Source organism: Wenyingzhuangia sp. IMCC45574 (genome assembly GCF_054182685.1).
On the sequence record NZ_CM135169.1, the window covers coordinates 2066086 to 2078620 of the forward strand.

Sequence of the window (12535 nt, forward strand, 5' to 3'; positions counted from 1 at the left end):
TAAAATAATTTAAGAGGTTCGCAATTTTTTCTTTAATTTAAGAGTTATGAATCAGAAAATCAAAAAAATAATTGTGATACTCTTGTTTTTTGGAGGTTGCTACTCTTTGTATGCTCAAAAAACATATCAAATTCAAACCATTGCTTTTTACAACCTAGAGAATCTTTTTGACACTATTAACGACATTACCAAAAAGGATGAGTTAAGTCCGATGATGGAAATAAAATCTAATAGAACTTTTATTTACAAAGACAAACTTTCTAAACTGGCAGGAGTACTTACAGAGATAGGATCTGAAAAAAATCAACAACCTCCTGCTATAATTGGTGTTGTAGAGGTTGAAAACAAAAGTGTATTAGAAGACCTTATTAAAACACCTCCTTTACATAAATTCCCATACGATATTGTACACTACAACTCTCCAGACCAAAGAGGTATAGATGTTGCGCTACTGTACAATAAAAACTTTTTTAAGCCTACACACAGCGAAACCTACGATGCAAAACTATATAAAGATGGCTTTAAAGTTGATACTCGAGACATTCTGCATGTAAGTGGATTTTTAGGAAAAGAAAAAATACACCTAATTGTAAACCACTGGCCTTCTAGAAGAGGTGGTGCCAAAAAAAGCAGTGTGCTAAGAGAAACTGTAGCCAAAAGAGATTTGGAGATTGTAAAGAAAATTCAGGAAGAAGATCCGAATGCTAAAATTCTATTGATGGGAGATTTTAACGACAATCCCAACGACAAAAGCTTTAAAAAGGTTTTAAAGACAGAACGATACAAAAAGAAAACAGCCCCCCAAGAATTATTTAATCCTTTTGAAAATCTTTATAAAAAAGGGTTTAACACACTCACCTTTAGAGGTGATTTATTTCTGTTTGACCAAATATTTTTTACAGGAAACTTACTAACCAAAAACAAGGATTTTTCTGAATTTGGTTTTTACAAAGCAGGCATACACAACCCTAGTTATATGACATTACAAGAAGGCAGGTACAAAGGAAGCCCCAAAAGAAGTTTTGCTGGAGGAAATTATACCGGTGGCTATAGCGATCACTACCCTGTTTATATTTATCTAATTAAAGAAAATGAATAATAGACCTAAGGGATTAGATGTTAGATTTTAGAACCACAACCTAACTTCTAATATCTAGTTTCCCACATCTATAATCTCATAATAACTATCTTTGCCCAAAATTAGGAGAATGGCATTGATTTTAAACATAGAAACCGCTACCAAAAATTGTTCAGTTAGTATTTCCCAAAACGGGAATTGCCTTGCAATTAAAGAAGCCAATGATGGAAATTACTCGCATGCGGAAAAACTACATGTTTTTATTGATGAAATCTTAAAAGAACAGAACTACACTGTTTCTGATTTGGATGCCATTGCGGTTGGTAAAGGCCCAGGATCTTACACAGGCTTAAGAATTGGTGTTTCTACTGCAAAAGGATTGGCTTATGCTGCTGGAATTCCTTTAATCAGTATTCACTCATTAAAATCTTTAGCTAAAAGTATTACTGTTGAACAGGGACTTATTGTTCCTATGCTAGATGCACGTAGACTAGAGGTATACGCTGCTGTTTTTGATAGTGAATACAACTTTATAAAAGAGGTTGCTGCTGAAATTATTGACGAAAACTCTTTTAGCGAGTTTTTAACACAAGGACCCGTTACTTTTTTAGGAGATGGTGCTGCTAAGTGCGAAGAAATTATTACGCATCCTAATGCGAGTTTTATCGATGGTAAATTCCCATCAACCAAAGAAATGTGTGCTTTAGCAGAGGAAAAATTCCAAGCCAAAGAATTTGAAGATGTAGCCTATTTTGAACCTTTTTACTTGAAAGATTTTGTGGTAACTCCTTCTAAAAAATAAAAGCACCGTTTAAAACGATGCTTTTTAAAATTTATAGTTGCTATTACTTAATCTTGATTATGCACATACACCTCTCTTTGTGGGAAAGGAATTTTAATACCAGCTTCGTCTAAAGCAATCTTTCCATTTTCCAAAGTATTAAAATATACATCCCAATAGTTTTCTGGTGTTGCAAAAGGTCTTACAGCCAAATCTACACTACTAGCTCCTAAATTAGCAACATTTACACTAGGTGCAGGATCTTTTAAAACCTTAGGATCTGCTAACATCACATCCTCTAAAATTTTCTTGGCTTTTCTAATATCTGCCTCATACGCAACTCCAATAGTTAAATCTACTCTTAACTGTCCCTCTTCTGTATAGTTCTTAATGTTTCCATTAGATAAAGGGCCGTTAGGAATAATAACTAATTTATTTTGGGGTGTAATTATCTTTGTAACAAAAATCTGAATTTCTTTTACCTCACCAAGTTCTCCTTGAGCCTCAATTAAATCGCCAACTTTAAAAGGTTTAAACAACATAATAAGTGCTCCTCCAGCAAAATTCCCCAAAGAACCTTGTAACGCCAAACCAACAGCCAAACCAGCAGCTCCTAATATTGCTACAAAAGAAGTAGTTGCAATTCCTAACTGTCCTAGAACAGTAATAATTAACAAAGCTTTTAAACCCCAGTTCATTAAATCTCCTAAAAACTTTTGCAAAGACACTTCTATCTTGGTCTTTTGAAATGCTTTAGCAATAAGCTTATCTATCTTTTTAACAAGCCACAAACCAATAAGCAATAACAATAATGCCGTAACTATCTTAATTCCATAATCTGTAATAATAGGCAAATACTGATCAAATAATTTTTCTAAGTCTAAATTTTCCATAAGTAAATCTTTTAAATGTATGCTAAAGATAGGTTTTACAAACAAAAAACATGTAAACAGAAGTTTAATATCAGTTTTTAACTAAAAAAAGTAATGATTAATTAACAGTTATACCACACAACTTGAATACTTTTGTAGCGCTTAAATTTAGGTAAAGAATGAACGATATTTATATTTTAATGGTGATTGCTTTGGCAATCTTAGCTATTATTGATTTGGTGGTAGGAGTTAGTAATGATGCAGTTAACTTTTTAAACTCTGCTATTGGTTCTAAAGCCATTCCAATTAAAAAAATCATGATTATTGCTAGTTTAGGAGTTTTGGCCGGTGCGCTATCTTCTAGTGGTATGATGGAAGTAGCACGTAAAGGAATTTTTGTTCCTAGTCAGTTCCAGTTTAACGAAATCATGTACATTTTTATGGCGGTTATGATTACCGACATTATTTTACTTGACATTTTTAACACACTAGGAATGCCTACATCTACTACGGTCTCTATCGTTTTTGAATTGCTAGGAGCTGCCGTAGTTATTTCTGTGATTAAAATTTTAGGAAACGATACAGAAACCATGGCTGATATATGGACCTATATCAACCACAAAACAGCTGTAAAAATTATATTTGGTATTTTACTCTCGGTATTTGTAGCTTTTAGTATTGGTGCTATTGTACAGTTCTTTTCAAGATTGGTTTATACTTTTGATTTAAGCAAAAGACCTCAATATATAAATGCAATTTTTGGGGGTCTTTCTATTACGGCTATTACCTACTTTATTGTAATTAAAGGTTTAAAAGGAACTAGCTACTACAAAGAAGTAAAACACATTATTGCTGATAACACCCTAGAAATTGTTGGAATTAGCTTCTTAGTTTGGACATTAATTTCATACTTATTAATCACCTTATTTAAGACCAACATCTTAAAGTTGATTATTGCTATTGGTACCTTTTCACTAGCTATGGCCTTTGCAGGTAACGATTTGGTAAACTTTATCGGTGTACCAATTGCAGCTTGGAACTCATACGAAGCATGGTCGGTATCAGGTATTCCAGCAGATCAATTCTCTATGGGTATTTTAGCAAAAAAAGTACCGTCTAACGACCTTTTATTGGTTTTTGCAGGTGCTATTATGGTTGTAACCTTATGGTTTTCTAAAAAAGCTCGTTTGGTTATAGAAACAGGGGTAAACTTATCTAGACAAGGAGAAGGTCATGAAAAGTTTAAAGCAAACTCTGCTTCTAGAGCAGTAGTAAGAGCAGGAATTAGCATTAACAATGTGTACACTAAAATAATCCCTAAAAAGACACTAGACACAATTAATAATAAATTTAGCAAACCAGAACTAGAGTTTAACAACACAGCCGATGTTAAAGACATGCCTGCTTTTGACTTGGTAAGAGCATCTATTAACCTGGTGGTAGCCGGAATTTTAATTTCTATAGGAACTTCTTTAAAACTACCTTTATCTACTACTTACGTTACTTTTATGGTAGCTATGGGTACCTCTTTAGCAGATAGAGCTTGGGGTAGAGAAAGTGCAGTGTATAGAATTGCGGGAGTATTAAGTGTAATTGGAGGATGGTTCTTAACCGCTGCTGTTGCTTTTACAGCTTCTGCTGTAGTTGCTTATTTAATATACCTAGGTAACATTGTTACTATAGCTATTTTAATGACTTTAATTTTTATTCTGTTAGGAAAAAGCTTCTTAAAAAAAGGCCCTAAATCCACAGAAGAAGTAAAAGCTGAGATTGCTATAGAAGAAAAAAAGGAAACTATAGATAGCATTAGTGGTGTAATTTCTGATAGCTCTGAAAAAATATACGATGTTACTAAAAGAGTAATGAAACTCTATAAAAACCTAACTAAGAGTTTAACAGAAGAAAATTTAGACGGCTTAAAAAAATGTGAAAAGTCTGTACGAAAATTAAACGAAGATGTAGAGGCTTTAAGAGCCAACGTATTCTACTTTATAAAATCTTTAAACGAAACATCTGTTGCAGCTAGTAAGTTCTACATTGTTTCTATGGAATACATTCAGGATGTTGCCCAGTCTGTTGAATACATTTCTAAGATTAGTTTTCAACACGTAAACAACAATCACAAGAAATTAAACAAAGAACAGGTTAAAGACCTAAAGGCAACCGAAGAAAAATTAAGTGTAATTTTTGAGCAAATGCTAAGTTTCTTTGAAACCAACGACTTTGAAAAGTTACCAAACCTAATTGAAAGTAAACAAAACTTATTAGACCAAGTTTCTAAATCTGTAGAAGAACAAATCAACAGAATTAGAACTACAGAAACATCTGCTAAGAACAGTACACTATACTTTGGAATTATAATGGAGACAAAAGATTTAGTAGCAGCCTTGGCTAATTTATCAGAACAGTACAACAGTCACTATGCCGATTCTAAATCTTTAGAAGAATAAGAATCTCATTTCAATTTATGTATGTGATACATAAATTGAAGTTGATTTGTTGATACGTTTAGAATGTACAACTTGTCCCTAAACAATGATATCTTATAACATAGCAATCATAAAAAAAGCCTCGCAAATGCGAGGCTTTTTATATATATAGCTTTTACAACTGTATTGTTAAACGATTTCTATGATTCTCGTTTACTTGTTTAATTGATTCGTCTAAACGACTGCACAAATCAACAACGCAACTTTTGAAAATATGCGAAAGCTTATTTTTAAAATAGCATTATGCTAATACTGCTTTAATTCTCTTAACAGCTTCTCTTAACTGAGCTTCAGATGCTGCGTAAGAAATACGGATACAAGAAGGTGCTCCAAATGCCTCTCCTGTTACAGTAGCAACATTTGCTTCTTCTAATAACAATAATGAAAAATCAGATGCGTTTTCAATTTTCTTACCTGCAATTGTCTTTCCAAAGAAAGCAGATACATCAGGGAAAATATAGAAAGCTCCTTTAGGAACATTTAATTTTACTCCTTCTATCTCTCCTAACAATTCCAACATCATATCTCTACGCTTTTCGAATTCATCTACCATGTATTGAATTCTAGAAACTGGCTCTGATAACGCTGTAATAGCTGCTCTCTGAGCAATACAGTTGGTTCCAGAAGTAATTTGACCTTGCATTTTAGTACAAGCCTTAGCAATCCACTCAGGAGCTCCAATAAATCCAATTCTCCACCCTGTCATTGCAAATCCTTTTGCCAATCCGTTTACAGTAATGGTTCTATCGTACATAGATGGAATAGCAGCAATACTAAAGTTTGGTGTACCGTAGTTAATGTGCTCATAAATTTCATCAGAAACAATATAAATATCTGGATACTTCTCTAAAACTGCAGCCAATCCTCTGTAATCTTCCTCTGTATAAACAGTACCACTTGGGTTGTTTGGAGAGTTAAAGAAAATCAACTTTGTTTTAGGTGTAATAGCAGCCTCTAATTGCTCAGGAGTAATTTTAAAATCTGTATCAATAGAAGATGGAATCTCTGTGTATGTAGCACCTCCTAAAATAGCTTGTGCAGAATAAGAAACCCAGTATGGAGCAGGTAAAATAACCTCATCTCCTGGATTTAACAATACCTGAGTAATGTTTGCCAAAGACTGTTTAGCTCCTGTAGAAACTACAATCTGACTTGGCTTGTAATCTATATTGTTATCTCTTTTAAACTTTGTACAGATTGCTTCTTTTAAATCAGCATAACCATCCACTGGACTGTATGAGTTATAATCATCATTAATAGCCTGAATAGCTGCATCTTTGATATAATCAGGTGTGTTAAAATCTGGTTCTCCCAAACTTAAACTAATAATATCCTTTCCTGCGTTTTTTAACTCTCTTGCTTTTGCAGCCATTACTAAAGTAGCCGAAGCTGGCAAACTCGTAATTCTGTCTGATAACTGTTGCTTCATTGTGTTCTTAGTCTATTTAGTTTTTATGATCCCAATTGGGGTTGTTTTCCTAAAGTTATTAATTGATTTAAATGCGCTTTAAACGCTCCTGCCAAAGTACCATATTCGTAATATGGCAATTGGTACTCTTTGGCTGTTTTCTTAACTATTTTTGCCAAATTCCTATAATGCACATGAGAAATATTTGGAAAAATATGATGTTCTATCTGAAAATTTAGTCCTCCTAAAAAGAAAGATACTACTCTGTTTTTTGTAGCAAAATTAGCGGTTTCTTGCAATTGATGCGCTGCCCAAGTTCTTTTTTCCTTTTCTAACTCCTCAGGTTTTATTACATCTACTGCATCTGTAACATGTGCCATTTGAAATACCGTACTTAGAATAAAACCAGCTACATAGTGCATTACAAAAAAACCGATCAACCACTGATACCAAGTAACTGGTAACACTAGCATTGGCAAGGCCACCCAAAACAAATAATAAACAATCTTTGTCATAATTAACAAAGCCCATTCTTTTTTAGGATTTAATTCACCTTCTCCACTTAATCCCTTTTTTAAATACCTTGGAGTCTGTCTAAAATCTACCACCAATGCCCATTGAATGGTTAACAATCCGTACAAAAAGAAAGCGTATATTTTTTGATATTTATGAAATGGCTTCCATTTTTCGTATCGAGACAATCGTATGACTCCATGTATGTCTATATCTTCATCTAACCCTTCAATATTTGTATACGTATGGTGCAATAAATTGTGCTGAACTTTCCAATTGTACACATTACCCGCTAAAATATATATGCTATTCCCCAACAATTGGTTTACCCACCATTTGCTAGAAAAAGAACCATGATTGCTGTCGTGCATAACATTCATACCCACACCTGCCATTCCCAAGCCCATTAATACACACATTACCAACTGCCAACTTCCTTGTAGGGTAGGAAACAACAACAAGGCAAAATAAGGAACAAACAACAGGGCAAACATTAACAAGGCTTTTACATATAAAACCCAGTTTCCTGTTCGCTTTAAGTTGTTATCCTTAAAGTATTTATTAACCCTTTGATTCAGGGTTTTAAAAAAGAGATTATTGGTATCTCTGGTAAAGCTTACTTGTTGCATTTGTAAAATGAAGGCATTTTTAACCGTATAACAGGCAAAAATAACGAATTTTCGGTCAGATTAATAGTCTTTTTGACTAAGAAATTTAAGTTTTAAACACTTTTATAGCTTTTGTAAATTCCCTTTAGTCAATTAGATAGAATGTTAAGCAGTTTTGTTTAAAATTCCTCCAAGACTTCTAGCCAAAGTAGAGAAATAACTTCTGTAAGCTCTAATAAAAGTCACGACAAAAACCAATATTTAAATCTATTACTATGTTTTTAAAAAAAATTGCTCTAGCATTGTTATGCTTTCTTAGCCTAAGTGTGTTTGCACAAGAACAAAATTCAGACTATTCATTTATTTCTTCAGGTTCTAAACTTATTGCAGGTAGCATTGCTTATGCTAACAATAAAACCAAATCTGAGGTTGAAGATTCAACAACTCACACTACCAATTTAAATTTAAACTATGGATATGCATTACAAGACAACTTAGTTATAGGTCTTAATACTATTTATTCTATTACTAGAATTGATGGTGGAAGGTCTGATTTTTTTGGAAATCAAGAAGACACAAGACTTGACATATACAATATTTCTTTTTACCTCAGAAGATACTACAAAATCACAAATAGGCTATTATTCAATGTAGAGGGACAGGCAGGAATTTTGAAAGGTAAAATTGAAGACTTTAATATACCGTCAGAAATAAAAACGAATGGATATAACCTTACTTTAGAACCAGGGATTACATTTCAATTAACCCCTAGATTTGGACTCATAGCCAGTTTTGGAAATATAAGCTTCGTACATATGGAATTTAGCTCAGATGAGATAGAAGCTGATAGAGAAACAGATGCATTTAATTTTAATTTAGGTATAGACAACCTTGCTCTTGGAGCAATATTAGTTTTATAAATGTATCAGCTTAATATCTAACTCTCTTAGATATCATAATCAGCACCTGATTACTCAGATTTAAATCACTAACCAGATGGCTCGGATTTGCAATCCGAGTCCTTATACAATTAAAACAAATCTACCCAATTCACCGTAGTAATAGTTATAAAATATCCCGTATCCTTTTCTGTAGCTTTGTATCTGGAAGGCATCCTTTTTTTTCTAAAAATAATAAAAAATGCCAACTAATAAGTAGTTGACATTTCTTGTTATACGCTATACTATAGACTCGGATTGCAAATCCGTTCCATCAGGTATCTGAACCATTACCTAAATATGAATTGACACAACGATATGTACTTGATTTATTCTTTGCCATTTTTTGGAGTCCCCTTAATTTGCAATACTATAAAGCCAAGATATTTTGCTTTTAGATAATGGATAAACCTTTTCTTTCCTTGCTTTATCAAAACCTATTTTCCTGATATTCTCAAACCATTTTTCATAATTTTGATACGCTTTTTCTATGATTTGCCCTTTTATTGTTTCTTCTTTTTTCGTTTCGCGATCTATTAAAACAGGTATAGGGGAATAATTAAAAGGAGTGTCAAAAAATATTTGATTAATTAAAAACAAAGCTTCTAATTGAATTGAATAATCTTTGGCCTTTCCTCTATAAATTTTAGATAGTTTTGGATTATAATTAGATATAGCATTACTGCATATTCTATAATCATCTTTAAAAGACAATAACTCTTCTATCATTTGCAATTTCTCTTCATCACTATAAGTAGAAGTATTAATTGGATAAAGCAATAATTCTTGATTACCTTTTTGGCTAATCTTATAATAAATTTGATTATTGTCATTGACCGTTTGGAACAAAATTCTTTGCCCTTCTATTACTTCGAAGTAGTCTTTTTTAACCCCATTATTACACGAGAAAAGAGCGATTATGTTAAAAAATAATATAATACTTTTCATATTTTAATTACCATTTAATATTTTTAAAAATTCTGCAATATCTTTCTTGTTAGTTATTTTTCTAACACCAGATAGCTCGGATTTGCAATCCGAGTTCCTCACACAATTAAAATAGTGGCAAACAAACTACCTCTAAAACTGATTCTAAATCAGAATAGTTTCTTGCAGAACTAAACAAATAATCTTCCGGATTCTCCACTATTCTTTCTTTAACAGGATTATTATGAATATAATTAATCTTTTGCTTTATAAACTTCTGAGAGAAGACTTTCTCTGCATAATATCCGTTTTGCCAAACTTTGAATTCCTGGTTTCTTTTTAAATGTTCACAAGCATCTGCAAACATTTTTAACAACCACTCTCTTCTACTTTCTGGTTCGTTTTGTATGGTTTCAATTATCTTCTTTGCTGTAAACTTCTTAAAATCCCTCATAATTTCTGAAACCGTTTGTTCCCCATCGTCTCTACACAATAAATGTATATGGCTAGACATAATACAATAAGCATAAATTTCTAATCCTTTGTTTTTAGAACAATATTGCAAACTATCAACTATTACTCTTCTTAGAGACAAACGCGTAAACAAATCTACCCAATTCACCGTAGTAATAGTTATAAAATATCCCGTGTCCTTTTCTGTAGCTTTGTATCTGGAAGGCATCCTTTTTTGCTAAAAATAATAAAAAATGCCAACTAATAAGTAGCTGACATTTCTTGTTATATGCTACACTACAGACTCGGATTGCAAATCCGAGCCATCGGGGTTACACCAAGTCATTAGCCGTTCGTTATTATCCTAGCCTATATAACCAACCTTAAGATTAACTGAAACTAGTCGCCCTTGATTTAAATTAAAAATCAAACTCATAGAACCCTCAAAATCAGAAACTACAACCTCTTTAGTTTCTAGGGGTATACTTAGATGTAACCTCTCTGACAATTCATCTATAGACATTCCTATTACCACACCTTCTAAACGCAGAAGTCCAGCGTTTAATATAATACCCGAACATAAAATATTTTTAGTGTTAGTTCTGTAATAGAATAAGACATCATTATAATTTGACACTAACTTCTCAATCCTATCTATTTGACTTGGATCATATTTATTCGGTTGTTCTTTTATTGAAACGATTTTGAACCTATCAACAATCTCTTCGTATTTTAAGCTCTCAAGAACTCTATAAACTATTTCATTATTTTCATTATAATCCTCTAAAGACTTTAGCTTAGAAGCTTCTAAGTTATTTTCATTCTTAAAAGAGGGCAAAACAGTATCTTTTCTATACTTATTTAGCTCTATACTTTCTTTTTCAACTTTCTTATTGATATTAACACCCTGTTCTTTTATATCATTTTTAACTTCTTTCTTATTTTCTACACAAGATGATAGTAGACAGAACAATAAAAACAGAAACAATAAATTCTTCATAGCATTTTTTGTTACAAATTAAGGTTTTCTATTTCAAAAAACTACCTCTTTTCATTTCTTCGATTCAAGCAATGGTTTACTTAAAATAAATTACTTTTGCAGAACTATGACAGTAGATCTTATTTTAAAATATTTTCCCGATTTAAGTCCAACTCAAATTGAACAATTTGGGAAACTAGAACAATTATACAAAGAATGGAATGCACAAATAAATGTAATTTCTAGAAAAGATATAGACGAGTTATACGTTCGTCATGTACTACATTCCTTAGGAATTGCAAAAGTGCAAGCTTTTAAACCCGGATCTAGAATTTTAGACGTAGGTACCGGGGGTGGATTTCCTGGAATTCCGTTGGCCATTCTATTTCCAGAGACTGAATTCTTGTTAGTAGACTCTATTGGTAAGAAAATTAAAGTAGTAAATGGAGTAGCAGAAGGTGTTGGATTAAAAAACTTAACTGCCGAGCATATGCGTGCAGAAAAGGTAAAAGGGGAATTCGATTTTATTGTAAGTAGAGCTGTTACCGCTATGCCCGATTTTGTAAAGTGGATTAAAAAGAAAGCCACTAAAAAACAAAATCACGCATTAAAAAATGGAATTCTATACCTAAAAGGAGGTGATTTATCTGAAGAACTAAAAGACTTCCCTAACTGTACGTTATACGATTTACCAGATTATTTTGAAGAAGATTTTTTTGATACCAAAAAAGTAGTCCACCTACCATTAAAATACAAACCCGTATAAACAATGAAAAAATTCTTCTGTATTTGTTGTTACCTGTTTTTTTTGAGCCTTGCGGCACAAGAAAAAGAAGAAGTGTTTGTAGACAATAAATATTTAGAAGATCAATTCTACATAGGAATACAATACAATAGTATTTTAAGTCCTAATACTACAATAGACAACAACGGAATTCCTTATAGTCTGCAAGCAGGTTTTATAAAAGACATTCCCATCAACAAAAGAAGAAACATTGGTTTTGGTATAGGCTTGGGATATAGTTTTGACTTAATAAGACCCAACATAACTATTACAACAAACAACAACGAACTGGTTTATAATATTAGCAATAGTTTTGATAATTATAGATACACTTCTCATAGTTTAGAACTCCCTTTAGAATTTAGATGGAGAACCTCAACACCTACTAAATTTAGCTTTTGGCGAATCTACACAGGGGCTTCCATAGTATACAACTTTAGCAACCAAGCTAGCTTTGAGGACAACGGAACAGATACGACCTACAAAAATCTTGATGCTTGGCGAAAGACCAATTATACTGTTTACACCTCTATTGGTTATGGAACATGGAACTTTCATATTAAGTACTCTTTAAATGCTCCTTTTACAGATAACACCTTAACCAGCGATGGAAAGTCTTTAGACTTTAATCAATTAAAGATTGGGGTTATGTTTTATATTTTATAAAACAATCATTAATAATTAGTTCTCGACTAATCGAACACC

General features: G+C 32.5%; 12 protein-coding genes. 6 read left to right on the forward strand and 6 right to left on the reverse strand.

Annotation, left to right across the window (positions count from 1 at the left end):
* Nucleotides 1–46 precede the first annotated feature (46 nt).
* Both ACXHHC_RS08825 and tsaB read left to right on the forward strand, forming a co-directional pair.
* Complete coding sequence (locus tag ACXHHC_RS08825; RefSeq protein ID WP_458226000.1) at nt 47–1099, forward strand: endonuclease/exonuclease/phosphatase family protein; 1053 nt, start codon at nt 47–49, stop codon at nt 1097–1099.
* A gap of 109 nt (nt 1100–1208) precedes the next feature.
* Complete coding sequence (tsaB, locus tag ACXHHC_RS08830) at nt 1209–1880, forward strand: tRNA (adenosine(37)-N6)-threonylcarbamoyltransferase complex dimerization subunit type 1 TsaB (protein WP_458226001.1); 672 nt, start codon at nt 1209–1211, stop codon at nt 1878–1880.
* A 47-nt stretch (nt 1881–1927) separates the two neighbouring features.
* On the opposite strand, the gene ACXHHC_RS08835 is transcribed toward tsaB, so the two are convergent.
* A complete protein-coding gene (locus ACXHHC_RS08835) occupies nt 1928–2752 on the reverse strand; it encodes a mechanosensitive ion channel family protein (protein WP_458226002.1) in 825 nt (274 codons plus the stop codon).
* A 158-nt stretch (nt 2753–2910) separates the two neighbouring features.
* Between ACXHHC_RS08835 and ACXHHC_RS08840 the strand changes: the two genes are divergently transcribed.
* Nucleotides 2911–5181 (forward strand): inorganic phosphate transporter, encoded by a 2271-nt coding sequence (locus ACXHHC_RS08840; RefSeq protein WP_458226003.1) that lies wholly within the window; start codon nt 2911–2913, stop codon nt 5179–5181.
* Between the two features lie 280 nt (nt 5182–5461).
* Here ACXHHC_RS08840 and ACXHHC_RS08845 read toward each other — a convergent pair whose 3' ends face one another.
* Both ACXHHC_RS08845 and ACXHHC_RS08850 read right to left on the reverse strand, forming a co-directional pair.
* Nucleotides 5462–6649 carry a pyridoxal phosphate-dependent aminotransferase gene (locus tag ACXHHC_RS08845; protein ID WP_458226004.1) on the reverse strand — a complete coding sequence of 396 codons (1188 nt, stop codon included), beginning with the start codon at nt 6647–6649 and terminating at the stop codon, nt 5462–5464.
* Between the two features lie 23 nt (nt 6650–6672).
* Nucleotides 6673–7770, reverse strand: a complete 1098-nt coding sequence (locus ACXHHC_RS08850) for a fatty acid desaturase family protein (protein WP_458226005.1) — start codon at nt 7768–7770, stop codon at nt 6673–6675.
* Between the two features lie 254 nt (nt 7771–8024).
* Here ACXHHC_RS08850 and ACXHHC_RS08855 point away from each other — a divergent pair, with 254 nt between their 5' ends.
* Entirely contained in the window at nt 8025–8669 is a 645-nt protein-coding gene (locus ACXHHC_RS08855; RefSeq protein WP_458226006.1) for an outer membrane beta-barrel protein, read from the forward strand.
* Nucleotides 8670–9044: 375 nt separating this feature from the next.
* On the opposite strand, the gene ACXHHC_RS08860 is transcribed toward ACXHHC_RS08855, so the two are convergent.
* The 3 genes from ACXHHC_RS08860 to ACXHHC_RS08870 all read right to left on the reverse strand — a co-directional run bounded on the left by ACXHHC_RS08860 (nt 9045) and on the right by ACXHHC_RS08870 (nt 11067).
* The gene (locus ACXHHC_RS08860; protein WP_458226007.1) at nt 9045–9635 is read right to left on the reverse strand and encodes a hypothetical protein; all 591 of its coding nucleotides are present in this window, start codon (nt 9633–9635) and stop codon (nt 9045–9047) included.
* Nucleotides 9636–9741: 106 nt separating this feature from the next.
* Nucleotides 9742–10296, reverse strand: coding sequence for an REP-associated tyrosine transposase (locus ACXHHC_RS08865; RefSeq protein ID WP_458226008.1), 555 nt, complete (start codon nt 10294–10296; stop codon nt 9742–9744).
* Nucleotides 10297–10431: 135 nt separating this feature from the next.
* On the reverse strand, nt 10432–11067 hold the full coding sequence (locus tag ACXHHC_RS08870) for a hypothetical protein (protein WP_458226009.1): 636 nt from the start codon (nt 11065–11067) through the stop codon (nt 10432–10434).
* A gap of 106 nt (nt 11068–11173) precedes the next feature.
* Between ACXHHC_RS08870 and rsmG the strand changes: the two genes are divergently transcribed.
* Nucleotides 11174–11812, forward strand: a complete 639-nt coding sequence (gene rsmG, locus ACXHHC_RS08875; RefSeq protein ID WP_458226010.1) for a 16S rRNA (guanine(527)-N(7))-methyltransferase RsmG — start codon at nt 11174–11176, stop codon at nt 11810–11812.
* Between the two features lie 3 nt (nt 11813–11815).
* The gene (locus ACXHHC_RS08880) at nt 11816–12496 is read left to right on the forward strand and encodes a porin family protein (RefSeq protein ID WP_458226011.1); all 681 of its coding nucleotides are present in this window, start codon (nt 11816–11818) and stop codon (nt 12494–12496) included.
* Nucleotides 12497–12535: the final 39 nt, after the last annotated feature.

Excerpts from the sequence above, each read along its gene's own strand:
- ACXHHC_RS08825 (WP_458226000.1), top strand. The coding sequence starts at position 47 with ATGAATCAGAAAATCAAAAAAATAATTGTGATACTCTTGTTTTTTGGA.
- tsaB (WP_458226001.1), top strand. The coding sequence starts at position 1,209 with ATGGCATTGATTTTAAACATAGAAACCGCTACCAAAAATTGTTCAGTT.
- ACXHHC_RS08835 (WP_458226002.1), bottom strand. The coding sequence starts at position 2,752 with ATGGAAAATTTAGACTTAGAAAAATTATTTGATCAGTATTTGCCTATT.
- ACXHHC_RS08840 (WP_458226003.1), top strand. The coding sequence starts at position 2,911 with ATGAACGATATTTATATTTTAATGGTGATTGCTTTGGCAATCTTAGCT.
- ACXHHC_RS08845 (WP_458226004.1), bottom strand. The coding sequence starts at position 6,649 with ATGAAGCAACAGTTATCAGACAGAATTACGAGTTTGCCAGCTTCGGCT.
- ACXHHC_RS08850 (WP_458226005.1), bottom strand. The coding sequence starts at position 7,770 with ATGCAACAAGTAAGCTTTACCAGAGATACCAATAATCTCTTTTTTAAA.
- ACXHHC_RS08855 (WP_458226006.1), top strand. The coding sequence starts at position 8,025 with ATGTTTTTAAAAAAAATTGCTCTAGCATTGTTATGCTTTCTTAGCCTA.
- ACXHHC_RS08860 (WP_458226007.1), bottom strand. The coding sequence starts at position 9,635 with ATGAAAAGTATTATATTATTTTTTAACATAATCGCTCTTTTCTCGTGT.
- ACXHHC_RS08865 (WP_458226008.1), bottom strand. The coding sequence starts at position 10,296 with ATGCCTTCCAGATACAAAGCTACAGAAAAGGACACGGGATATTTTATA.
- ACXHHC_RS08870 (WP_458226009.1), bottom strand. The coding sequence starts at position 11,067 with ATGAAGAATTTATTGTTTCTGTTTTTATTGTTCTGTCTACTATCATCT.
- rsmG (WP_458226010.1), top strand. The coding sequence starts at position 11,174 with ATGACAGTAGATCTTATTTTAAAATATTTTCCCGATTTAAGTCCAACT.
- ACXHHC_RS08880 (WP_458226011.1), top strand. The coding sequence starts at position 11,816 with ATGAAAAAATTCTTCTGTATTTGTTGTTACCTGTTTTTTTTGAGCCTT.